Source organism: Streptomyces sp. NBC_00691, from assembly GCF_036226665.1.
In the GTDB taxonomy this organism is placed as follows: domain Bacteria; phylum Actinomycetota; class Actinomycetes; order Streptomycetales; family Streptomycetaceae; genus Streptomyces.
In genome coordinates this window covers 1,076,435-1,099,698 of sequence record NZ_CP109007.1, presented here as the reverse complement: position 1 = coordinate 1,099,698, position 23,264 = coordinate 1,076,435, and the positions used below count along the sequence as shown (strand labels likewise).

The 23,264-nt window shown below is 71.8% G+C and carries 21 protein-coding genes; 15 read left to right on the top strand and 6 right to left on the bottom strand.

Annotation, left to right across the window (positions count from 1 at the left end; all coding sequences use genetic code 11):
• Positions 1 to 22: 22 nt before the first annotated feature.
• From OG392_RS04770 to OG392_RS04760, 3 genes are all read right to left on the bottom strand, one after another.
• Positions 23 to 1,438, bottom strand: a complete 1,416-nt coding sequence (locus OG392_RS04770; RefSeq protein ID WP_329275947.1) for a flotillin family protein — start codon at positions 1,436 to 1,438, stop codon at positions 23 to 25.
• Between the two features lie 61 nt (positions 1,439 to 1,499).
• Positions 1,500 to 2,006, bottom strand: a complete 507-nt coding sequence (locus tag OG392_RS04765; RefSeq protein ID WP_329275944.1) for a hypothetical protein — start codon at positions 2,004 to 2,006, stop codon at positions 1,500 to 1,502.
• A gap of 212 nt (positions 2,007 to 2,218) precedes the next feature.
• Positions 2,219 to 3,280, bottom strand: coding sequence for a PucR family transcriptional regulator (locus tag OG392_RS04760; protein ID WP_329275942.1), 1,062 nt, complete (start codon positions 3,278 to 3,280; stop codon positions 2,219 to 2,221).
• Between the two features lie 539 nt (positions 3,281 to 3,819).
• Here OG392_RS04760 and OG392_RS04755 point away from each other — a divergent pair.
• From OG392_RS04755 to OG392_RS04720, 8 genes are all read left to right on the top strand, one after another.
• Complete coding sequence (locus OG392_RS04755) at positions 3,820 to 4,251, top strand: DUF2690 domain-containing protein (protein ID WP_329275940.1); 432 nt, start codon at positions 3,820 to 3,822, stop codon at positions 4,249 to 4,251.
• Positions 4,252 to 4,302: 51 nt separating this feature from the next.
• The gene (locus tag OG392_RS04750) at positions 4,303 to 4,725 is read left to right on the top strand and encodes a DUF2690 domain-containing protein (protein WP_329275938.1); all 423 of its coding nucleotides are present in this window, start codon (positions 4,303 to 4,305) and stop codon (positions 4,723 to 4,725) included.
• 29 nt (positions 4,726 to 4,754) lie between these two features.
• Positions 4,755 to 5,201 carry a DUF2690 domain-containing protein gene (locus OG392_RS04745; RefSeq protein ID WP_329275936.1) on the top strand — a complete coding sequence of 149 codons (447 nt, stop codon included), beginning with the start codon at positions 4,755 to 4,757 and terminating at the stop codon, positions 5,199 to 5,201.
• Positions 5,192 to 6,259: a peptidoglycan recognition protein family protein gene (locus tag OG392_RS04740; RefSeq protein WP_329275932.1), complete on the top strand. Its 1,068-nt coding sequence runs from the start codon at positions 5,192 to 5,194 to the stop codon at positions 6,257 to 6,259. Before OG392_RS04745 ends, OG392_RS04740 begins: the two co-directional genes overlap by 10 nt.
• A 22-nt stretch (positions 6,260 to 6,281) precedes the next feature.
• Positions 6,282 to 6,677, top strand: coding sequence for a hypothetical protein (locus tag OG392_RS04735; protein ID WP_329287690.1), 396 nt, complete (start codon positions 6,282 to 6,284; stop codon positions 6,675 to 6,677).
• A gap of 103 nt (positions 6,678 to 6,780) precedes the next feature.
• Positions 6,781 to 7,674, top strand: a complete 894-nt coding sequence (locus tag OG392_RS04730) for a helix-turn-helix domain-containing protein (protein ID WP_329275929.1) — start codon at positions 6,781 to 6,783, stop codon at positions 7,672 to 7,674.
• A gap of 377 nt (positions 7,675 to 8,051) precedes the next feature.
• Entirely contained in the window at positions 8,052 to 8,852 is an 801-nt protein-coding gene (locus OG392_RS04725; RefSeq protein WP_329275927.1) for a bestrophin-like domain, read from the top strand.
• An 82-nt stretch (positions 8,853 to 8,934) separates the two neighbouring features.
• Entirely contained in the window at positions 8,935 to 9,102 is a 168-nt protein-coding gene (locus tag OG392_RS04720; protein WP_329275926.1) for a hypothetical protein, read from the top strand.
• Between the two features lie 8 nt (positions 9,103 to 9,110).
• Here the strand turns inward: OG392_RS04720 and OG392_RS04715 are convergent, their stop codons facing one another.
• Positions 9,111 to 10,211, bottom strand: a complete 1,101-nt coding sequence (locus tag OG392_RS04715; RefSeq protein ID WP_329275924.1) for a DUF2235 domain-containing protein — start codon at positions 10,209 to 10,211, stop codon at positions 9,111 to 9,113.
• Between the two features lie 110 nt (positions 10,212 to 10,321).
• Between OG392_RS04715 and OG392_RS04710 the strand changes: the two genes are divergently transcribed.
• The 3 genes from OG392_RS04710 to OG392_RS04700 are packed head-to-tail and all read left to right on the top strand — an operon-like array spanning position 10,322 to position 13,811.
• On the top strand, positions 10,322 to 11,482 hold the full coding sequence (locus tag OG392_RS04710; protein WP_329275922.1) for a caspase family protein: 1,161 nt from the start codon (positions 10,322 to 10,324) through the stop codon (positions 11,480 to 11,482).
• Positions 11,479 to 12,765: a hypothetical protein gene (locus OG392_RS04705; protein ID WP_329275919.1), complete on the top strand. Its 1,287-nt coding sequence runs from the start codon at positions 11,479 to 11,481 to the stop codon at positions 12,763 to 12,765. Before OG392_RS04710 ends, OG392_RS04705 begins: the two co-directional genes overlap by 4 nt.
• Positions 12,765 to 13,811, top strand: a complete 1,047-nt coding sequence (locus tag OG392_RS04700; protein ID WP_329275917.1) for an MBL fold metallo-hydrolase — start codon at positions 12,765 to 12,767, stop codon at positions 13,809 to 13,811. Before OG392_RS04705 ends, OG392_RS04700 begins: the two co-directional genes overlap by 1 nt.
• A gap of 64 nt (positions 13,812 to 13,875) precedes the next feature.
• Here OG392_RS04700 and OG392_RS04695 read toward each other — a convergent pair whose 3' ends face one another.
• Positions 13,876 to 15,336, bottom strand: a complete 1,461-nt coding sequence (locus OG392_RS04695; protein WP_329275914.1) for a catalase — start codon at positions 15,334 to 15,336, stop codon at positions 13,876 to 13,878.
• 237 nt (positions 15,337 to 15,573) lie between these two features.
• On the opposite strand from OG392_RS04695, the gene OG392_RS04690 reads away from it, so the two are divergent.
• From OG392_RS04690 to OG392_RS04675, 4 genes are all read left to right on the top strand, one after another.
• Positions 15,574 to 17,007, top strand: a complete 1,434-nt coding sequence (locus OG392_RS04690; RefSeq protein ID WP_329275911.1) for a carotenoid oxygenase family protein — start codon at positions 15,574 to 15,576, stop codon at positions 17,005 to 17,007.
• Between the two features lie 209 nt (positions 17,008 to 17,216).
• Positions 17,217 to 18,464, top strand: coding sequence for an ABC transporter substrate-binding protein (locus OG392_RS04685; protein WP_329275909.1), 1,248 nt, complete (start codon positions 17,217 to 17,219; stop codon positions 18,462 to 18,464).
• Positions 18,465 to 18,476: 12 nt separating this feature from the next.
• Positions 18,477 to 21,350 carry an ABC transporter permease subunit gene (locus OG392_RS04680; RefSeq protein WP_329275908.1) on the top strand — a complete coding sequence of 958 codons (2,874 nt, stop codon included), beginning with the start codon at positions 18,477 to 18,479 and terminating at the stop codon, positions 21,348 to 21,350.
• Positions 21,347 to 22,120, top strand: a complete 774-nt coding sequence (locus OG392_RS04675) for an ABC transporter ATP-binding protein (protein ID WP_329275906.1) — start codon at positions 21,347 to 21,349, stop codon at positions 22,118 to 22,120. The genes OG392_RS04680 and OG392_RS04675 overlap by 4 nt, the downstream gene beginning before the upstream one ends.
• Here the strand turns inward: OG392_RS04675 and OG392_RS04670 are convergent.
• Entirely contained in the window at positions 22,117 to 23,073 is a 957-nt protein-coding gene (locus tag OG392_RS04670) for an IS481 family transposase (RefSeq protein WP_329275903.1), read from the bottom strand. The genes OG392_RS04675 and OG392_RS04670 overlap by 4 nt on opposite strands.
• Positions 23,074 to 23,264: the final 191 nt, after the last annotated feature.

Sequence of the window (23,264 nt, the reverse complement as noted above, 5' to 3'; positions counted from 1 at the left end):
GTGCGGGATCCGTTCCCGACTCTCAGCCGGTGATCTCGACCGGTGCGCTCGTCGCGGCCGGTGCGGGCTCCGTCTTCCGGGTGATGTCCTGGAGGAGCTGCGCGAGGTCGATTCCGGTGGTGGAGGTGAGGAGTTCCATGCCTTGGGCGACGTTGTCGGTGACGGTGCGGGTGAGCCGGCTTGCTCCGTCGGTGGAGATGACGGTCATCTTGTCGACGGCGGAGAGCGGTTCGGATGCCTTGGCCACGATCTGGGGCAGGACTTCGACGAGCATCTGGAGGACGGCGGCGTCGCCGTACTGGGCGTAGGCGTCGGCCTTCTTGCGCATGGCGTCGGCTTCGGCGGTGCCCTTCGCGGTGATGGCGGCGGCGTGGGCTTCGCCCTCGATGCGTACGGCGTCGGCGAGGGCGGCGCGGTGGGCCTTCTCGCCCTCGCCGGTGAGCCTGGCGCGCTGGGCGTCGGCCTCGGCTTCCTTCACGAGGGCGATGCGACGGGCTTCGGCTTCCTGTTCGGCCTGGTAGCGGGCGGCGTCGGCGGGCTTGCGGACCTGGGTGTCGAGCTGGCGGTCGGTGAGTTCGGCCTGGCGTGCGGCGACCTTCTCCTGTTCGGTGAGGATGTCCTGTTGGCGGGCGGCTTCGGCGAGGGGGCCGGCGGCGTTGGCCTGGGCGGCGGCCTCGTCGGTCTGGGCCTTGATCTCGGCCTGCTTGAGGTAGAGGGTGCGCTGGGCGATGGCGATCTCTTCCTCGGCTTTGAGGCGTGCCTGTTCGGCGGCGCGGCGGGCGACGGCTTCGGCGATGTCGGCCTCCTGCTTGGCGCGGGCGGCTTCGGGGCGGCCGAGGTCTTCGAGGTAGGAGCCTTCGGTGGTGATGTCCTGGATCTGGAAGGCGTCCAGGACCAGGCCCTGGCCGGAGAGGCTGGCTTCGGCTTCCTCGGCCACCTGCCCGGCGAACGCGGCCCGGTCGCGGATGATGTCCTCGACCGACATCCGGCCCACGATGGAGCGCAGGGCGCCGGAGAGTACTTCCTGGGTGAAGCCGACGATGCCGTTCTGCTGCATGAGGAAGCGTTGTGCCGCGGCGCGGATGGAGTCCTCGGTGCCGCCGACCTTGACGATGGCGACGCCTTCGAGGTGGGCCTTCACTCCGCGCAGGGTGACCGCGCCGCGGACCGCGACGGGGATGTGGCGGCTGGACAGGTCGAGGGTGAACTTCTGCTGGACGAAGGGGACGACGAACACGCCGCCGCCGACCACGACCTTCTGGCCGCTGTTGTCCGTGAACACCCGCCCCGTGGCCGGGTCGGTGGCCTGCTTGCCGCGCCGGCCGGTGATGATGAAGGCCTCGCTGGGGCCGGCCACCTTGTAGCGCGTGACGACGACGAGGCCGAGCAGGACGACGAGGACGACTATTCCCACGACAGCGGTCAGAACAGGGCTCATGGAGAAACCCCTTTCGATCGGAACAGAATGAGAGGAAGGAAGGAGAGAAGGTGACGCCCGGTCAGCGTTCGACCGGACGGACGGAGACGGACGTCGGTGAGAGCACGGACTCCACCCACACCTCGGTGCCCCGCGTGACGGGAGCCGCGGCCTTCGCCGCGTACTTCACCGGCTGACCCGCGAGATGCAGCAGCACCTCGCCGTAGCCGCTCGCAGGGATCGCGGTCACCACCGAACCGCTCGTACCGGTCAGATCCTCACCACGCGGCGCGGGCGCGCCGCCGTCGCGCAGGAGCGCACGGCCGAACCGCCACGTCCCCCACCCGACGACACCCCCGACCACCACACCCGCACCGGTGGCGACCACGCCCCCCGCGCCGGTGGCACCCAGGGTGATCGCGCCCGCGAACCCGAGCGCGGACACGAAACCGGCGACCACCGGGAGCGACAGAAGCCCGTCCAGCCCTCCGCCGATCGAGTCGAGGACCCCCTCCAGCACCCCGTCGAACACCAGGGACAGGACGAGCAGCACGAGACCCGCGATGCCGAGACCAAGAAACCAGCCCATGTACGCCACCTGCCCCCGTGCCCCGCCACCGCCGTTGTTCCGGCATGGTTCCACGGAACGGTGCGTGTGTTCATTGCCGTGTTCCGGCAGTCTTTACGCGTTCTTGATGCCGCGTGCGAGCGCCTCACGCCGACGGCGGTCCGTGCGGTACGTGCCGGACACGCCCTCAGGAACGGAGCCGGGCGCGAGGGGCCGGAGGGCGGTGCCTGACGTCACAGCGGCTGTTCGGGCCAGCCCAGGAGACGGGCGCCGATGACGGCGGTCTGCAGGGTGTAGCGCTGGACGGGATCGCCGGGGTCCGCGCCGGTGAGGCGGTGGATGCGGTCGAGGCGGTACGTCATGGCCCGCACGCTGAGACTGAGGCGGCGGGCCGCCTGCGCGGTCACGCAGCCGGTGTCGAAATACGCGGTGAGGGTGTCCAGGAACGGCTGCGCGCCGCCGCGGGCCTGCTGGAGCGGGCCGAGGACGGTGTCCACGAGGTCGGCCATGGCCTGTCGGTCGCGGGTCAGGACGGGGTAGACGAGGAGATCGGCGGCGTGCAGGACCGGTTCGTTCAGGTCCATGCGGGCTGCGAGGTCGAGGGCGTTGAGGGCCTCCTCGTACGAGTGGACCACGCCCCCCGCACCGGGGTGCGGCCGGCCGACGGCGACCTGGCCTCCGTCGGTCGCCGCGTACGCCTGCTTGGCGAAGTGGGTGAGCACCTCGGGTTCGTCGGCCGGCGCGACACAGATCAGCCGGCCGTCCTTGGTGGTGAGCAGGATGCGGCGGTCGCCGAACCGTGCCACGAGCGAGGCCTCCACGGCACGGGAGACCTCGTACCCGTCGCCGTACGGCTCCCGTCCCTGGGCGACGGCCACGGCGTGGGCGTGGGCGAGGAGCAGCCCGAAGCGTTCGGCCCGCTCGGCGAGACGACCGAGATCGCTCCGGCCGTACAGCAGGTCGTCGATGAACTCGCGCCGTGCCGCCTCCTCTTGACGTACCGCCAGGCGCTGCGCCCGCTCATGCCCCTCGGCGAAGGCGTCGACCGCCTGCTCCACGGCGCCGAGGAGATGACCGGCGACCGACCCCGGCAGCCCCGAGAGCACCCGCTGCGCTGCGGAGTGCTGGGCGCGCACGAGCGACCGCAGCCCGATGCCGGCCGCCGCGGCCCGCTCCCCGCGGGAGCGGAGCATCTCGCGTTCCTCCCGCGTCAGCCTGCGCCGGGTCCCGCACACACTCGTCAGGATCTCGGCGTAGCCCTCCAGGTACTCCTCGCCCGGTACTCGCTCCGTCACTGTCCCGCCCCCTCGCTGACGCGTCTCCGACGAATTCCTGACGCGCGGTGATCAAGACTGGCACGTCAGGGACGTGGGTGCGCCACAGGCGTCAGGAAGACGTCGGACATCGCCTTCGTTCGCGGTCCTGTTCCGGCCGGCCGGCGTGGTCCTCCCGCCGGTTTGCCGGACCCGCCGGCCCTTTGGCCCCCTCCGGCCCCGCCTCCTACCGACCCCTCCCCGCCCCCCGGACCTGCCGGGACGCGCGGGACGGCGCGAGTGTTCTCGGCGGCGGCAGCGAGCCGGGCCCGGAGCCGGTGTGCGATCCCGCGCCCGGGCCCGAGCGGGCCGCGTCCGTACGGGCACGGGGGGGTGGGAGACGCGGTGGGCCGGAGTGCGAGTTCCCGGGACATCGCCCGACGGCCGTCCCGGGACGGGGAGACGGCCGGGAAGTGCCCTGTGGTCTGCGAGTGTTCTCGGCGGCGGCAGCGAGCCGGGCCCAGAGCCCGTGAGCATCCCTCTCGTGCCGCCTTCCCGTACACCACACCCCAGGGGGAACCATGAAGGCGTACGTCCGCAAGGCCGCGACGCTCGGGTCCACATTCGCGCTGGCCGTGTCCGGCCTGGTGCTGTCGACGACGCCCGCCTCTGCGGCGACCTCGTGCTACGCGTCGAGCTGTGAGGGCCTCGACCCGTCCACCACCGTCTGCCAGAACGACGCGAAGACCGTGGCGACCACCGACTACCCCGGGGTGGAGCTGCGCTACAGCCCCACCTGCCGTGCCGCGTGGGCGCGTTACAGCCGTGGCGCGGCCTTCTCCATGAACGTCACGGTCGAACGGTGGAACGGCTCGACGGGCACCGAGAGGTACCGCACGTACTACAGCGGCAACGGTGCCGGTGTCTGGACCCGGATGGTCAACGACGCCGGTCTGCAGGCGCGTGCCTGTGGCCGCGAGTCCGACGGCTGGGGCTGCTCGGGCGCCTACTAGGCCTGTGGCCACCCCTCCGACCGTCGCCCCGCACCCCCTGGAGACCAACCCTTGAAGCCGTTCGCCCGCCGTCTCGCCACCGCCACCACCGCCTTCGCCCTCACCGCCTCCGGTCTCGCCCTGTCCGCGGGACCGGCCTCCGCTGCCACCTCCTGCTACGCGCAGAGCTGCCAGGGCCTCGACCCGGCCACCACCGTCTGCCAGAACGACGCGAGGACCGTGCTGTGGGACGGCTGGCTCAACGTGGAGCTGCGCTACAGCCCCTCCTGCCGCGCCGCCTGGGCCCGCCTCGGCAGCGGTGCCGCGCCCACCGACCTCAAGATCCAGAACACCATGGGGGTCGCCTTCTACGCCCACTACGCGGGCAACGGCGTCTCCGCCTGGACCAAGATGGTCAACGACAAGGACCTCAAGGCGTGGGCCTGCGGCTACAAGAACAACTCCGACCAGTTCTCCTGCACCAGCCAGTACTGAGCCGACCTCCCACTCCCCGAGGACCCGTCATGCCATCGGTCACCGCACCGAGTTCACCCCGTCGCGCCCGGCTCGCCCGCAAGGTCGCCACCGGCGGTTCCGCCCTCGCGCTCGCCGCGTCCGGCCTGTTCCTGTCCGCGGGACCGGCCTCCGCCGCCACCTCCTGCTCCGGCCCCGACTGCACCGGCAAGGACCCGGCCGCCACCGTCTGCCAGAACGACGCCCGTACGGTCGCCACCAACAGCCTCGGTGTCGAGCTGCGTTACAGCCCCACCTGCCGCTCCGCCTGGGCCCGTTACAGCGGCACCACCGGCATGACGGTGTGGGTGTCGAGCAACACCGGCCTCAACCAGGCCATCCTCCATCCCGGCAACGGCGCGAGCGCCTGGACCGCGATGATCGACGACAAGGGGATCCTGGCCCACGCCTGCGGCTACGTCTCCGGCTTCGGATCGGAGTGCACCTCGTGGTACTAGGACATGACCTGCGCCGCCGGGCCTTCCTCACCGGGACCCTCGCCGCCGGGGCCGCCGCCGCGCTGCCGCTGGCGGCCGCGACCCCCGCGCCGGCGGCCGAGCCCGGCATCGCGGACTGCGCCACCTGGGGAGCGCGTCAGCCCAGCAGCCCGCTCACCCTTGTCCCCGCCCCGCCGCACAAGATCATCGTGCATCACACGGCGACTCCCAACGTCACCGACCTCTCGCGCGACCAGGCCTTCCGGCTCGCCCGCTCCATGCAGAACTGGGCCATGGACGACCGGCGTTGGATCGACACCGGGCAGCACTTCACGGTCAGCCGGGGCGGCTTCCTCGTCGAGGGCCGGCACGGCAGCCTGGCGGCACTGCGCGGCGGCGCGCAGACCGTCGAGTCCGCCCACTGCACCGGCCAGAACACCCTCGCCATCGGCATCGAGAACGAGGGCACCTACAGCGCCGTCGACCCGCGCGGCGAGCAGTACGCGGCCCTGGTCGAGCTGTGCGCCCAGATCTGCGGCCAGTACCGGCTGCGCCCGTACCAGATCTACGGGCACCGGGACTTCAACGCCACCGAGTGCCCCGGCGACCGGCTCTACGCACTGCTCCCGCAGCTGCGCCGGGACGTCGCAGCCCGGACCGGCGGCGACCCGACCGCACCGGTCTGGCCGCTGCTGCACAACGGCGACACGGGCGACCGGGTCCGCGCGCTCCAGCACCTGCTGGTCCGGCGCGGCGCCACGGTCGGCGTCGACGGCTCCTTCGGGCCGGCCACCGAGCAGGCGGTACGGGCCTTCCAGACGCAGGTCACCGCCACCTCCGACGGCTGGGCGGGCAACCAGACCTGGCACCAGCTGGTGGTGCCGGTGCGCCGGGGTGACTCCGGCGAGGGCGTGAAGGCCACCCAGCTCCTGCTCAACGCCAGGCGCGGAGCCGGTCTCACCGTCGACGGCGACTTCGGGCCCGGCACGGAGGCCGCGGTCGCCGGCTTCCAGAGCGGCGCGGGACTGACGTCCGACGGCCTCGTCGACGCCCGCACCTTCGCCCGGCTGCTGGCCTGACCCCCCCGCCGCGGGCTGGACGGTGCTGTTCGCCGTCGTCGTCGCGCTGCCCGTCTCCGTCGACGACCGAACCGACAGCCTGAAGGAACACACGATGAAGAGGATCACCGGCCCGGCGGCCACACTGTTCGCCGCCCTGGTGGCCGTGCTGACCGCGGGTCTGCTGACCGCGCCGGCCGCGCTGGCCGCCGACTGGCCCCTGGTCAAGACCGGCAGCAGCGGCGTGCAGGTGACCACCGTCCAGCACCTGGAACGGCTACAAGCTGGACTTCACCGTCACCAGCTGCCTGACGAACTATGTCACCGGCACGTTCAGCTACTCGGGACCGGCGGCGACGGCGCCGCGCTCTACACCGCCCCTTCGGGCAACGTGTACGCCGACGAGGGCAACCACTGGGACGTGACCTTCCTGCACTGACGGGTACGCGCCACGCCGCAGAAGCCCTTCCGGAACCGTCGTGGCCACGAGGTAGTCTCCCCGTCCTGCATGGGTTTTCGATCACTGGGATGGGGGAGTTCTCGTGTTCGGCGAGGGGGACAGAGTCCTGCTCTCGGCGCGGATGCGCCGGATGAAGGACGAGGCCGGGCTGAGTTACGGGAGGTTGGCCGAGCGGACGCACTACAGCCGGTCCTCCTGGGAACGGATGCTCAACGGCAAGCAGTTGCCGAGCGCCGTCGCGGTCGAGGAGTTCGCGGCGGCGGTCGGCGGAGACGCCGCGGAGCTGCTGCCGCTGCTCGCCGCCGCGGCCGAAGGGGAGGAGCCCAGGTCCACGCCTGTCCAGGCCGGTGGGCCGGTGCCGGAGCCGGTGTGCGATCCCGCGCCCGGGCCCGAGCGGGCGGCGTCCGTACGGGCCCGGGGCCGGCACGCGTTCGCCCGGGGCCGGAACGCCGCCCGCACCGCCGGGCTCGTCGCGGCCGGCGCGCTGCTCGGCAGCCTCAGCACCGTGGTGCTGCAGGGGTCGGCGGGCGGCGCGAACGGTACGGCGGGCGGCGCGGCTCCGTCACCGTCACCGACGCCCATCGCGACGGCCGCGGCGAGCGGCGCCGGCAAGCCGCCCGCGCCGGGCTGCCTGGCCGACGAGTGCCTGCGGCGCGAGCCGCAGGCCATGGACTGCCAGTGGGACGCGACCACCGTGCGGGAGACCTGGCTGCGCGGGCTGAAGATCCAGCTCCGCTACAGCGAGGTGTGCTCGTCCGTGTGGGGCCGGATCGAGAACGGCACGGTGGGCGACTCGGTGGTCATCAAGGACCGGCACGGCCGGACCGAGCAGGCCACGATCAGGGTGGACAACGACACGTACACCCGGATGCTCGCGGTGAGCGCGGGGGACCCGCCGGCGTCGGTCGTCATCTGCGGGCAGATCCCCAGGTTCCACGAGAGCGAGTGCTCGCCGCTGGGTGCGCTCAAGCCCTGAGTTCCGGAGGCAGGACGGGACGGCCGGGTGTGCGGACGGGCGGCGTGGAGGCAGGTGTCCGCGCGGACCCGGTACCTGGGGGGCGCCGAGTCCCGGCGGCCCGTCCGTCTCCGTTCCGCCGTTCCGGCCGTCCGACGCCACCGCATCGGGCCGCGGCGGACGATCCCGGCTGACGCGGACGCGCGAGCGGCACCGCCGGAGCGGGGTGGTCCCGCTGGCTCAAGCACGTCGCCCGTACGGGGGCGAGCGAACGTTTCCGCTGATCAGGCACATCACACGGTGGTCATGATGACGAGGCCCGCCCACCCGCGCGGGCCCCCCACCCGCGCGGGCCCCCCCACCCGCGCGGGACCCCCCACCCTTGGAGGTGGCCACCTGTGGCCGTCGTCATCATCGTCGCCGCGCTCGCCCTGCTCGCGGGTCTCGCCGCCAACCGCTGGCTACGGCCCCGTCTGCTCAGCGAGGACGACGACACCGGCATGGCCGTCAAGGACCTCGTGGGCCCCCTGCTGACACTGACGGTCCTGCTGCTCGCCTTCGTCCTGGTCACGGCCAACGGCTCCTACGGCAAGGCCGAGGTCGCCTCGCGCGGCGAGGCCCGGGCCCTCGACCAGCTGGTGGAGACCGCCGAGTACGCGCCCGAGGCCCAGCGGGCCCGCATCCAGGCCGCCGCCGTCTGCTACGCCCGCGCCGTCCGCACCCAGGAATGGCCCGCCATGGCCGACGGCAACGGTTCCCCGGCCCCGAGCGTCTGGTCGACGGACTTCCGCAAGACCTTCAAGACCCTGGAGGGACAGCCCGCCTTCGGCATGCTCATCGCCGCCGACAACAGGCGTTCCGACGAACGCGAGGAACGCCTCACCCAGGCCACCGCCAGCATCCCCAGCGCCATCCTCTGGTTCCTGCTCGCCACCCTGACCATCACCGTGGTGGCCCTCGGTGTCTGCCTGCCCCGCAGGAACAACCGCGGCCAGCTGATCACCCTCGTCGTCATCACCGCGTTGCTGACGACCGCGCTGTGCATCATCCGGGACGTCGACCGCCCCTTCGGAGGCATCATCGACGTCGAACCGGTCGCGATCACCGAGGCCGAACGCCAGGCGACCCGGGACTTCACGGCCAACCACCCGGCCTCCGCACTCCCCTGCGACGACCAGGGCAACCGCCGGGCCGCCTGAGCACGGGCGACACGGATCAGGGATCCGCCAGGATTCGGCGCGGATCCTCGTCCCGCCGACGGTCCGGCGCCATCCTCGTACGGTGATGTCCTTCTGGTACACCGACGGCGGCGTACGCCGGACCGCCCGAGCCCTCGGGGCCGCCGGCGTGACCCTGGCCACGGCCGGCTTCGCCCTCGACTCCCTGTGGCTGCTGGGCGCCGCCGCCTGGGTCCTGATGGCGGCGATCTGCATCGAACTGCTGCGCTGACCGGCCTCTCACCCGGCTCCCGTTCCCGCGCCCGCCCCGGCCCGGGCTCCCGCTCGGGTATGAGGGCTCAGCCAGTCCTCGTCCGTCCAGGTCACCCCCGGCGGGATCCGGTTCCCGTAGCCGGGCCTTCTCGCGATCCTCAGGCGTACGCTCTCGTGCACTCGGGCTCCCGACGGGACGCGGCGCCGTCGGTAGGTGAGGAGGGACCACACCGCGCCCATGCGGTGCACGGTGCCCAGCGCGTGGTCCGTGTCGAGGGTGAGGTGCTTGGCGTAGGCCGTCCTCCTGAGCAGCAGATCCGCGTCCAGAGCACCGTCCACGATCCACTTGAGCGCGACGGTGGGCAGCCTCGGGTCGTCGTCGAAGGTGCCGCCCACGTCGGAGTGCACTCCGGCGAACCAGGCCTCCTCGATGACCGGACCCGGTGCCCCCGGCTCCTTCGGCGGCAGGACGAGGTACTCCTCGTACGGACGGCGCTTCTCGTCGATGGAGACGGCGTGCCGGACGCGGGCCACGTTGGGGATCCGGCGGGTGAAGAGCCAGCGCAGGTTCCACCGCAGCAGTCCGGCCGCCTTGACCGAGTCCCAGATGCCCATGAAATGAACGGGGATTCCGGTGTGCTGGTCCACCTTCCGGCTGAACGCGTCGGCGAACTGGTGCAGTTGCTTCCAGTCGTCGTCCGTCCACGTCCGGTTCTTGGCGTACACGGAGATCGCGTACGGTACGAGGTTCTCCGACCCGGGCCGCAGCAGACCGACCGACTTGAGCAGGCCGGCGAGAGCCCGTGCGGTATACGCGCCGCGGCTGAAGCCGAAGAGGTAGATCCGGTCGCCGGGTTCGTAATGGTGCATCAGGTACGTGTACGCCTCGGCCAGGTTCTCCCTGAGTCCGGCGCCGAAGGCGAGGCCGAGGAGCCGGGAGAGTTTCCGCGCGGGGGCGCTCCAGGCGCCGGCGGCGGAGAACGTGCCGACGCCGGGGTCGTAGTAGGCGATCTGCGCCGCCGGGTCCCCGAGGTCGAGCATCTCGTAGAGACGGACGACGTTGGTGTTGCCGCGGGCCTTGAGCTGGTTGCCCGTCCCGTCCAGGCATACCACGATGTTCTTTTCCATCACGGCCTCCGAGGGACATAAGCCACTCTTCCTCCTATGCTAGGAGCAAAGCCTCCCACCGGCCCGCCAGTGCGTCACGTGGAGGTTCCATGGCCGGATCCATCGTTCACGTGTCTGAGCACGTGGGCGCCGCGGCAACACACGTACTCGTCATCGGGGTCGGTGCGTACACGCATTTGCAAGGCGGGCGTTCGCCGACGGACCATCCGGGCGCCCTGGCCATGCGGCAGCTCTCCTCACCACCCGTCTCGGCACGCGAGTTCGCGACCTGGATGCTCAGCGGGTACCACGACGGCGGCAAACCCCTGGGAAGCCTCGCGCTGCTGCTGAGCGAGGCCGCGCCCGCGCCGTTCGTCCACCCGGCGACGGGCGCCGAGCACGTCGTGGAAGAGGCGACCATCGACAACATCGTCGCCGCGGTCACGGAGTGGAAGGACCGGGGCGACCACGACGAGGCCCGGCTCGTCTTCTATTTCTGCGGTCACGGCGTCTCCCTGGGGATCAGCACGTCCCTCCTTGCCTCGGACGTCTTCGCCGACCGCGACAGCCCGATGAACGGCGCGCTGCAGTTCGAGGCACTGAAGAACGGCCTCAACAACTGCCGTGCCTCACAACAGGTGTTCTTCGTGGACGCCTGCCGGGCGGGTTCCGACACCCTCGTCAGACGCGTGGGCACGGACAACCTCGGGAGGGTTCCCCTCAGCGGCAGCACCCTGCGCCCCGAAGGACTGGTACCACGGAAGCACGCCGTCTACTTCGCGACCCTCCACGGCCAGGAGTCCTTCGCCCGCGCCGGCCGCGTCAGCCTCTTCACCGACGCCCTGCTCCGGAGCTTCGACGGAGCCGGCAGTGAGAACACCCAGGGCCGGGTGTGGCGGGTGACGACCCAGACCCTCATGCACGCGATCAGTCAGTTCATGAGGGCCATTCCCTTCGCGGGGACCCTCGCCGGGGCCGCCGTCCCGGTGAGCCCGGAGTCGTTCGACTTCGACTTCCACGAACTGAGGGGAGACCCGATCGTCCCCGTGTACGTGGGCTGCGATCCCGCCGCCGACAACGCCCGCGCCGAGTTCGTCTGCCGCCACCCGGCCCAGGAGGAGCGGAGGCGCCCGCCGCTCGCCTCGGAGGACGACGCCGACGACGCCGAATGGCCGCTGTTCCTGCCGTTCGGGCAGTACGAGGTCGAGGCCCTCCTCGGCCCCGGGGACACCCGCCGCGAGACGTTCGACGCCCGCCCTCCGATGTTCCGCGTCGTCCTGGCCAGGCCATGACCGCCATCCTCGCCGTCCGGCTTCTCCTGTCGCCCACAGGGGAGTTCAACGAAGCGGTGATCGTGGGCGACATCCGCTCGGCCGACCGGGACGGCACCTCCCTGCGCAACATCCGTATACCGTGCGGGCGTTCGCCCGATCCCACCTCGTACCGGGTCGACCCGGGGCGCTACCTCGTGTCCGCGACCCTGCCCTCGGGGATGGTGCTGACGAAGGACGCCGAGGCGGTGGAGGGCCGTTCGGCCCCGGTGGACTTCGACATGACCGACTCGCCGTACGCGACGCACGCCTGGCAGTACCTGATGGGCAACATCGAGCCCGACCGCGTCTACCACGGCGCCACCGCCGTCCCGCTGCCCGAATCGGTCTCCTCACGGTCCATGATCGCGCCCGCCGTCGGTGACGAGGGGTTCCCGCTGGAGACCGTGGTCGACGTCGCCACACTCGCCACCTGGGTCGGCGACTCCCTCCCGGCCGGCTGGTCCTACGCGTCGATGCTGGCCCTCGACCAGGACCCCGCCAGGCCTTCGGTCGCTCCGCTGATCGCCCGGAGCGCCCCTCGCCGCCTGCCGACGCCCTCAGCGCGGGGAGCCGACGTCACCCCGCTCTACCGCTTCGGCCCGGACGGCCCCGCCCTGGCTCCCGGCGGACCGATCGGCGAGCGGCAGTTCCTCGTGGTGGAGGCGGCCGGGGCCGTACGACTCGTCACCCTCCCGCTGCCCTGGGGGACCAGCGACGTCGAGGTCCTGGTCAACCTTCGGCAGAGTCCGACCGGCAGCGCCGTGGCCGTCGCGGTACGCGACCCCCTGTTCGGGGCGGGACTCGCGTACATGGCCCAAGGTGCTCTGGACACCGCGGCGCAGCTCTTCACCGACGCGGGGACGGCACTCCGGTCCGAGCCGGAGAACCCGCTCGCGGCGACCGCGGGCTCGTACGTCCTGCTCGGCACCGACCACAGGACCGAGGAGACGTACTGGGACCCGTGGCTGCGGCTGCTGGCCGACCGCCACCCCTGGCTCAGCGACGGCGCGATCCTGCGGGCCGTACGGCTGCTGCGCCGCCCCGGGGCCGACCGTGACGAGGCCAAGTACGGGCTGATCGACGCCTTCGACCGCGGCATCCCCTTCTACACCCTCGGCCTCACGTGGCTCGCCGACGGACTCGCCGCCTTCCCCGACGACCCCGCGTGCGCGTCCCGGCTCGACCAGGTCCGCCGGCTCTCCTGGCTGGCCGACATGCGCGAACCGTTCCTCATCCTCGACCTGCGTCAAGGGAGCGCGTGATGATCCGCCTCAGCATGCTGCCCGCGGAGGACGGCGACTGTCTGCTCCTCGAATACGGCAACGACGACTTCGTCCGGCGGGTCCTCGTGGACGGCGGACGGCGGGGTACCTACGCGCGGATCAAACCGCTCCTGCGTGACCTGGACGGCCGGATCGACGTCCTCGTCGTGACCCACGTGGACCAGGACCACATCCTCGGCGTGCTGGCTCTGCTCGGGGACCCCGAACGGCCGGTCGAGTTCGGTGACGTGTGGTTCAACGGCTTCGACCACCTGCACGACCGGGAGGTCTTCGGCGCCGTGGACGGGGAGCTGCTCACCACCGCGCTCATGCACCAGAACCTCCCCTGGAACGCCGCCTTCGCCGGCCGGAGCGTCGAGGTCGACCACGCGCCGACCTGGTTCGACGACGGCTCCACCATGGAGGTGCTCGCCCCGGACCGCAGGCTTCTGGAGTCGCTGATCGACACCTGGGCGACGAAGTGCGAGGAGGCCGGGCTGATCCCCGGGGTCGACCCCAGGGAGAGACAGCCGGAGGCGGGGATCGAGCGCTTCGGGGCGATCGACGTCGACGGGCTGGCCGCGGCGCCCTTCCGACGCGACGGCTCCCCGACGAACCCGACCAGCATCGGTCTGCTCTTCGAGTTCGAGGGCGTCCGCATCATCCTCACCGGCGACGCGGACGACCCGCGCCTGGTGGCCTCGCTCCGCCCGCGGGCCGAGGCGGAGAACGGCCGGCTGCGGGTCGACGCCCTGAAGGTCGCCCACCACGGCAGCGCCAAGAACCTCTCGAACAACCTGCTCGGACTCCTCGACTGCGGACGCTACTTGATCTCCACGAACGGAAAGGTCCACGGCCATCCCGACGACATCGCGATCGCCCGGATCCTGAAGAACGGCGGGGAGGCGAAGGACCTCTTCTTCAACTACCGCGAACGAGGCAGGAACTGGGACGTGCCCGACCTCAAGGAGCGGTTCGGCTACACCGTTCACGTGCCCCCGGGGGACGACGAGAAGGAGGACGGCTTCCTCACGGTGGAGTTCTGAACCCGCCGCGGCCGACGGGCCGGCCGACGCCACGTCGACCGGCCCCGCCCTTCCTCCCGTGGCCCTACGCGTTCTGCTGGGCCCGGACGCCCTCGGAGATGCGCTTGCCGAGGGTCGCGTCGATGTTCGTCCAGTACGTGAAGGCACGCTCCAGGACCGGCTCGCTGACCCCGTCGAGGAGATGGCCGACCACGTTGTCCACGAGCCGGTCGCGGGCCGCGTCGTCCAGGACCTCGCGCACGAGGGTGCCGGGCTGCCCCCAGTCGTCGTCCTCCGCGTGCGAGACATAGGCTGTACGGGTGATCTCGCCGTCGGCGGTCCAGCTCGGCGGGCTCCCGAACCGCTCGGTGTCGGCGGCGGGCCCGCCCTTGGAGTTCGGCGCGTAGACCGGATCGGACGTCTTCCGGTACGCCATCGCCCCGTCCTTCGAGTAGGTGTGGACGTCGACGACGGGCGCGTTCACCGGAAGCTGCTGGTAATTGACGCCGACACGGGCCCGGTGGGCGTCCGCGTACGAGAAGAGCCGGGCCAGCAGCATCCGGTCCGGACTCGGCCCGATGCCGGGGACCAGGTTGTTCGGCTGGAAGGCCGCCTGCTCGATCTCGGCGTGGTTGTCGGTCGGGTTGCGGTCCAGCGTCATACGGCCCACCGGGATGAGCGGGTAGTCGGCGTGCGGCCAGACCTTGGTGAGGTCGAACGGGTTGAAGCGGTACGCCGCCGCCTCCTCGTACGGCATCACCTGGACGTGCAGGGTCCACGACGGGAAGTCACCGTCCCGGATGTGCTCGAAGAGGTCCCGCATGTGGAAGTCCGAGTCGGATCCCGCCAGCCGGTCGCCTTCGGCCTGGGTGAGGAACTCGATGCCCTGGTCGGTCTTGAAGTGGTACTTCACCCAGAACCGCTCACCGGACGCGTTGATCCACATGTACGTGTGGGAGGTGTACCCGTTCATATGGCGCCAGGTACGCGGAATGCCTCGGTCACCCATCAGCCACGTGACCTGGTGCGCGGACTCGGGGGAGAGGGTCCAGAAGTCCCACTGCATGTCGTGGTCGCGCAGATTGCTGTCGGCGCGGCGCTTCTGGGACCGGATGAAGTGCTGGAACTTCATCGGGTCCTTCACGAAGAACACCGGCGTGTTGTTGCCGACCATGTCGTAGTTGCCCTGGGAAGTGTAGAACTTCACCGCGAAACCGCGCGGGTCCCGCCAGGTGTCCGGGCTGCCGCGCTCGCCCGCCACCGTGGAGAAGCGGGCGACCAGGTCGGTGCGCGTCCCCGGCTGGAACAGCGCGGCCTTGGTGTACCGGCTGACGTCGTGGGTGACCTCGAAGTGGCCGAATGCGCCGCTGCCCTTGGCATGCGGCTGGCGTTCCGGGATGCGCTCACGGTTGAACTGCGCCATCTGCTCGATCAGGTAGGCGTCCTGGAGGAGGATCGGACCCCCCGCGCCCACGGTGAGGGAGTGCTCGTCGCTCTCCACCGGGGCGCCGGAGTCGGTCGTCGTCGCAGGTCGGCTCTCGGTCATCGCTCTGCCTTTCGTCGTTGCGCACGACTACCCTCTTCCGCCGCGGCCAAAGCCGCGACCCGAGAGATGACGCTCCGTGGTCGGCTTGGCGTCGCGGGACGGGCGCGGACGACGGCGTGACCACCGCACGTCTGGCATGCCCGCCCGACCCGCGTTTCACTGGAAGGAGCCGCACTGGAGCGCGGGGCTGGACTCCGGACCCCCGAAACCGCGCCGGGTCGTACGTCGGGAGGTCTCGTGAGCACCCACACACCACCGCGTTTCGACCCCACCCGGGTCCCCCACCTGCTGGGCTCGTTCGCGCCGGTCACCGAGCAGGTCGACGTCGCCGACCTGGAGGTCACGGGCGAGATCCCGGCATCCCTGGACGGTCTCTACGTGCGCAACGGCCCCAATCCCCGCTTCACCCCGATCGGCTCTTACCTGTACCCCATCGACGGCGACGGCATGCTGCACGGCGTCTGGCTCTCCGAGGGCCGCGCCCGCTACCGCAACCGCTTCGTGCGCACCCCCGCGATGCGGGCCGAGGAACGGGCCGGGCACGCCTTGTGGGGCGGCGTCGAGTCGATGATCATGCCGGACGCGGACCAGGTCGGCCCGGAGCTCGCGGGAGACTTCAAGGACCTGCCCGACATCAACGTCGTCCGGCACGCGGGCCGCCTGCTGGCCCTGGCCGAGTCGGCCTGCCCGTTCCAGGTCGACGCGGGCCTGACGACCCTGGGCCGTGAGGACTTCGGCGGTGCCCTGCCCGCCGGCATCACCGCGCATCCCAAGATCGACCCGGTCACCGGCGAGATGGTCGTCTTCTGCTACGCCCTGGAGCCGCCGTACCTGACCTGGTCGGTCATCGGCCGTGAGGGCACCCTCACCCGCGGGCCCACCCCCGTCGACGGCGTGGACGAGCCCCTGATGATCCACGACATGGCTCTGACCGGCCGCTATGTCGTCCTCGTCCTCGCTCCCGCCTTCTTCGACCTGGACGCGGCCATGGCGGGCGGCTCGTTCCTCGCCTGGCGGCCCGAGCGCGGCACGCGCGTGGTGCTGATCCCGCGCGACGGCGGAGCGCCGGTCTGGGCGGCCGACGAGGCCTTCTGGCTGTGGCACACCGTGAACGCCTATGACGACGGCCCCGGTGAGCGCGACCCGGTCGTCGTCGATTTCGTGCAGTGGAGCAGGCTGACCGTCGGAGGGGGTCCCGACGACGCCGAGCCGGTGAGCGGCGGGCTGGCGCGGGCGCGCATCGATCCGGCCGCCGGCGGCATGGCCCGCACCCTCCTGGACGACTCCCGGGTCGAGTTCCCGCGGGTCGACGACCGGCGCATCGGGCGACGCCACCGGTACACCGCGCTGGCCACCCAGAGCGGACGGGCGGACCTGCTGCCGGGTGAGTACGACGCGGTGCGCTGGTACGACACGGAGACCGGCGAGAGCCGCGTCTGGTCGGCCGGGAACCTCTCGGTAGGGGAACCGGTCTTCGCCCCCGAGGCGGGTCGGCACTCCGAGGAGCACGGGTACTGGATGACCTTCGCCACCGACCGTACCGACGGATCGAGCTGGTTCCTGGTCATCCCCGCGCAGGACCCGGCCTCCGGCCCGGTGGCCCGGGCCCGCATCCCCGTCCGGGTCCCGCTGGGCCTGCACGGATGCTGGCTACCCACCGAGGAGACCTGACACCGCCGGCCCCCGCCGGGTCCGAGGCCACTCCCGCGGGCCGATACGGACGGTGACCGTCCGAGCGGCCGGGCCGAGACCCGCACCGGCGGTCCGGACGACGGCGCGGCCCCGCACGCAGCTGACGGATCGTCAATTGACGGTGCATCAATTATTGACGGTTCGTCAGGTCGGTTACAGAATGCGGTCACCCGACGGAGGGATCGCTCGTGCCCCGACCCTTGCGCGTCATCGCCGCCAGTTTCGCGCTGCTCCTCGTCACCGCCTGCAACTCCGCCTCCAGCGGCGGGAGTACGCCCTCCTCCGTACGCGGAGTCACCGACGGCGCCATCAAGGTCGGAGGCATCGTCTCCATGACGACGGCCAGCGGCTACTCCAAGAAGGACACCGATCTCGGCGCCCGCGCACGCTACGACCGGGCCAACGCCGAAGGCGGGGTCAACGGGCGGAAGATCGAGTACCTGGGGGCCGAGGACGACGGTCAGGACCCCGCACGGAACCTGGCCGCCGCCCGTGAGCTCGTCCAGCAGGACAAGGTCTTCGCCGTGTCCCCGATGAGCTCGGTCACCTTCGCCGGGGCCGACTTCCTCGACTCCCAGAAGGTCCCGACCGTGGGCTGGGGCACCCTCCCCTCCTTCTGTGGACCGGCACACCTCTACGGCTTCAACGGCTGCCTCGTCCCGACGCCCGGAGGCACGCTCAACCAGACCTGGCCCGAGGGCCTCGCGGCCGTTCTCGGCGGCGCGCGCGGCAAGTCGGTCGCGCTGATCGCCGGCGACAACGACGCGGGCAAGTTCGGCATCCGCACCTTCACCCAGGGCTTCAAGGCGGCCGGCTTCCAGGTCGCGTACGCCAAGGCCGCGGTCCCGGCGACCTCGATGCCCAGCGACTGGTCGGCGTACACCAAGGAGATCCTCCGCTCGGGCCCCGGCGGCGCCGCACCCGACGCCGTGGTCTCCGTGATGCAGACGCCGTACAACATCGGCCTGTTCACGGCGCTCAAGCGGTCCGGCTACGAGGGGGTCATCTCCGACCCGACGGACTACGACCCCGGGCTGCTCGCGAAGGACGCGACCAAGCAGGCCCTCGACGGGGTGTACGTGCTGCTGCAGTTCCAGCCCTTCGAGGCCGACAGCCCCGCGATGCGGCAGTTCAAAGCCGACATCAAGAAGGCCGCGGGCGGCAAGGACATACCCCTCAACATGCACCTCATGACGGGGTACATGAGTGCCGATCTCTTCCTCTCGATCGCCGGGAAGGCGGGCAGGGACCTCACCGTCGAGTCCTTCCAGAAGGCCGCCGACGGGTTCTCCGACACCGGGACCCTCGTGGGCGACCGCGCCGAGCCCAAGGGGCAGAAGGAGAGCTTCGGCTGCGGGGCGCTCGTGCGGCTGACGAACGGACGGTACGAGGTGGCGGTGCCGTTCACGTGCTATCCGCCGATCCCCTTCGGCTGAGGGGCGCGTCACGTGGGTGACCTGCTGGGCTTCGTCCTGAGCGGGCTGGTCTCGGGCGCGCTGTACGCGCTGCTGGCGACCGGCCTCGTGCTGTCCTACTCCGCCTCCGGGCTCTTCAACTTCGCGCACGGCGCCACCGGCTATCTGTGCGCGCTGGCGTTCTACGAGCTCCACTCCGGCTTCGGCTGGCCGGCCGTCCCCACCGCGCTGCTCCTGGTGCTCGTGGTGGCGCCCGGCCTCGGCTGGGGCCTGGACCGGCTGATGTTCAGGAAGCTGGCCAAGGTCGGTGAGACGGCACAGATCGTGGCGACCATCGGCCTGCTGGTCGCGCTGCCCGCTGCCGGACTGTGGGTGGTCGAACTCCTGGAGCGGGCGGGCGCCCCGGTCCTGCCCGCCGAGAACCAGTTCGGGCTGCCGGGCGTCGGGCCGAGCCCGGCGGTGGCCTGGCAGCCGCTCGACGGTGTCGGCATCGACTCCGACCAGCTGATCACCTGGATCGCCACCGCACTCGCGGCGGCGGGCCTGTGGGTCCTGATGCGGCACACGCGGCTCGGCCTGCGGCTGCGGGCGGCCGTGGACGACCGCGCGCTGACCGAGCTGCGGGGCATCAGCGCGGACCGGCTCTCCTCCACCGCGTGGATGCTGTCGTCCGGACTCGCGGGCCTCGCCGGTGTCCTCGCGACCCCGCTGCTCGGGCTCTCCGCGCACGACTACACCCTGTTCCTGTTCGTCTCGGCCACCGCGGCGGTCCTCGGCCGCTTCGCGTCGGTGCCGCTCGCCTTCGCGGGCGGCCTCGGGCTCGGGGTGCTGCAGAACCTGGTGGCGGGATACGCGTCGTTCGCCGACGGCGTCACCGGCTTCCGCACGGCCGTACCGTTCCTCATCCTCTTCGCCGGACTCGTCGTCCTCGCACAGCGCCGGCGGGCGGCGGGCACGGCGGCCGCGGACCCCCCGCCGGTGGACTATCTCGCCGGCAGGGGGTGGGGCCGCCGCTGGGGCGTGTGGCTGGTGGCCGGCACGTTGCTCGGCGCGGCGTTCTACACCGTCACCACCCCCTTCTGGAGCGGGATCCTGACCCAGGGGCTCGCGATCGGGCTCGTGTTCATGTCGTTCACGGTGGTCACCGGGCTCGGCGCGATGGTGTCCCTCGCCCAGGCGACGTTCGTGACGGGCGCCGCCCTGGTCGCGGGGCTGCTGATGAGTCACGGCTGGCCCTTCGCCGCCGCCGCGGCGGTCGGCACGGCGGCGGCGGCCCTGCTCGGAGCCGTGGTCGCGCTGCCCGCGCTACGGCTCGGCGGCAGATCGCTGGCCCTGGCCACCCTGGCGCTCGCCTTCCTGGCGGACCAGGTGCTGTTCCAGCTGGGGTGGTTGCGCAACGGCGACACCGGGTGGGAGATCCCGCGGCCGGTGGCGGGACCGGTGGACCTGGGCGACGACCGCGCCATGGGGCTCGCGCTCGTGCTGCTCACCGGGGTGCTCGTCGCGATGCTGACCCGGCTGCGCGGCTCCCGCTGGGGTCGCGCCATGCTGGCGGTCCGCTCGGCCCCGGAGGCCGCCGCGGCCTCGGGGGTGTCGGTGGTACGGACGAAACTCCTGCTGTTCACCGTGTCAGCGGGCCTCGCGGGCTTCGGCGGGGTGCTCTACGCCTCGTACAACACCAGGATCACGGCAACGGACTTCACGGCGATGACGGGCCTGGTGTGGCTGGCGGTCGTCGTCGCGGCGGGCGTGCGCAGACCGCAGTTCGCGGTGGTGGCGGGGCTGGTCTTCGCGGTCGTCCCGCATCTGATGGCGACGTACGTGACGGAGTCCGCGCACCTGCCGGTGATCCTCTTCGGTCTGGCGGGTCTCGCCCTCGCCAACGACCCGGACGGGTACTGCGCCGCGCTGCCGTCGAGGCGAGCGGCCCGGCGCGCCGCGCCACGGGGGACGGCGGCACGGGGGGCGGTGCCGGGGGACCTCGCCCTCACGGCGTCGGGGGATTCGCGCGTCCCGGAGCAGGTGGCGGGCCACCGGGCCCCGGAGGGAGGCGGCCGGCCGTCCGCCGGCGTCACCGCGGACACCGCCCGGGCGGGCGAGGGCCCGCCCGGTCCGCCGGGCGGGCGGCCGGCCGAGCCGTACGGCCTCGGCGTCGGGCCCGGGGGTCTCGCCCCACGCGGGGCCGGCGTCGGCGGTCCCGGCGGGACGGCGGGCGCTCTGGAGCTGAGCGGGGTCCACGCCGGGTACGGTGGCGCGCCCGTGCTGCACGGTGTGGATCTCGTCGTGCGCGGCGGTGAGGTGCTGGTGCTCCTCGGGCCCAACGGGGCCGGGAAGTCCACCCTCTGCCGGGTCGCGGCGGGACTGCTGCGGCCGGCCGGCGGTCTCGTGCGGGTACGGGGTGAGGACGCCACCCGCGACCCGGCGGTCACCCGGGCCCGCCGGGGAGTACGGCTGGCCCCCGAAGGGCGGGGGATCTTCGCCGGACTGTCGATCGAGGAGAACCTGACCCTGCAGCTGACGGGGGCGGAGGACCGGGACGCCGTGTACACGCGGTTCCCCGCGCTCGCCGCCCGCCGCTCCGTCGCCGCCGGGTCCCTGTCGGGCGGTGAGCAGCAGCTCCTCGCCCTCGCCCCGCTCCTCCAGCGGCCGCCGGCGGTCCTCGTCGCCGACGAACCGTCCCTCGGTCTCGCGCCCCTCGTCGTGGACGAGGTCTTCCGTCTCCTGGCCGAACTCCGGGACCACGGGACCGCGTTGATCCTTGTCGAGGAGAAGGCGGCCGAGGTTCTCGGCATCGCCGACACCGTGGCGTACCTCGCCCAGGGAGAGATCGTCTGGTCCGGGCCGCGGTCCGAGGTGGACCGGGAGCGGCTCGCCGAGGCCTACCTGGGGACGGGAGCCCGCCGATGAGCCACCCGCTGCTCCGCGCGAACGGGATCGACGTCCGCTTCGGCGGCGTCCATGCCCTGCGCGACGTGACCCTCTCCGTCGGCCCGGGTGAGATCTGCGGCCTCATCGGGCCGAACGGCGCGGGCAAGACGACGCTCTTCGACGTCATGTCGGGGATACGGCGGCCGGACGCGGGAACGATCGCGTACGACGGTACGGACATCACCCGTCGCTCTCCCGTCTGGCGGGCCCGGCACGGCATCCGTCGCACCTTCCAACGCCAGCAGCTCTTCGGTCAGTTGACCGTCACCGACAATCTCGTCGTGGCGCAGGACTGGCGCGGTGGAGTGCGGCCGGCGGCGCGTCGCCACCGGGAACGGGCCGCGGCCGTGCTCCACGAGTGCGGGCTCGGCGCGCTCGGCGACACGTACGCGGGTGGGCTGCCCGTCGGTCGGGCCCGCATGGTCGAGCTTGCCCGCGCGCTCGCCGACCCGCCCCGGGTCCTGCTCCTGGACGAGCCCGCATCGGGGACGACCGCCGAGGAGCGTCGTGAACTCGGCGCAGTCATACGGCACATGGCCGACGAGGAGAACTGTGCGGTGCTGCTGGTCGAGCACAACGTGGCCTTCGTGATGGAGCTGTGCTCACGCGTCGTGGTGCTCGACCTCGGCCGGGTTCTCGCGGAGGGGACGGCGGCCGAGGTCCACGCGGACCCGGCGGTGCGGGAGGCGTACCTGGGCACCGGACCCGGCGGAGGGGGGCGCGATCGCCCCGGCCACGACAGGGCCTAGGTGTATTGACCCGCAGCGTTGTTGACACGGCTGATCGGCGGGTGTCCGCCCAGTGCGGTGTGGCAGCGGTGGTGGTTGTAGGTGTGGAGGAAGTCTGCCAGGGCCTCGGTCCGCTCGTCGTTTGAGGTGTAGGGCCGCAGGTAGGCCCATTCGTCGAGCAGGGTGCGGTTGAAGCGTTCGACCTTGCCGTTGGTCTGTGGCCGGTAGGCACGGGTCAGCTTGCCGGTCGCACCGAGCTCGGCCAGGACTGCCTTCCATGCCAGGCCCTTGCGGTAGGCCCAGGCGTTGTCCGTCAGCACCCGCTCGATGCGGTCGATGCCATGGGAGTGGAAGAACGCGGCCGCGCGGGTCAGGAAGGCCGCGCAGGTTGCGACTTTCTCGTCGGGGTGGATCTCGCTGTAGGCGAGTCGGGAGTGGTCGTCGACGGCGGAGTGGACGTAGTCGAAGCCCATGGCGGAACGGGTGGCCCGGCCGGCCTGGCGGCCCAGAACCTTGTGACCGCCGCCGGTGGGGATCCGGCCGAGCTTCTTCACGTCGACGTGGATGAGTTCGCCCGGACGTTCGCGTTCGTAGCGGCGGATGATGGTGCCGGTCGGGCGGTCGAGCCAGGCCAGCCGGTTGAGCCGGTGGCGGGTCAGGATCCGGTGGACGGTGGAGGCGGGCAGGCCCACGATCGGGCCGATCCTGGCGGGGCCGAGCTTGCGGCTGCGCCGCAGGTCGCAGACGCGGTCCTCCACCGCGGCCGGGGTCCGGTGCGGCGTCGTGCGAGGCCGGCTCGCCCGATCATGCAGACCGGCGTCGCCCTCGGCCCGCCACCGGCGGATCCACTTGTGGGCCGTGGCCCGGGAAATGCCCATCTCGGCGGCCACATGAGCGACCGGACGGCCTGAGCAGACACGTTCGACCAGCAGTCTCCTACCGAAGACGGTCAGCCGGGCATTACGGTGGGCCACGAAGACCTCCGTGCGGTGAGTTCCTAGACAGCTCCCACCACACCGGAGGTCTTTGCCATGTTCAAGACCACACCAGTGTCAACAACGCTCGTGATCAATACACCTAGGGCCTGTCGTCAAACTCCCGTCTGCCCCGCGACGCCTGGCACGCGCTCTCGCCGCACCGGGCGAAAGCCCGAGTACGTCCAGTA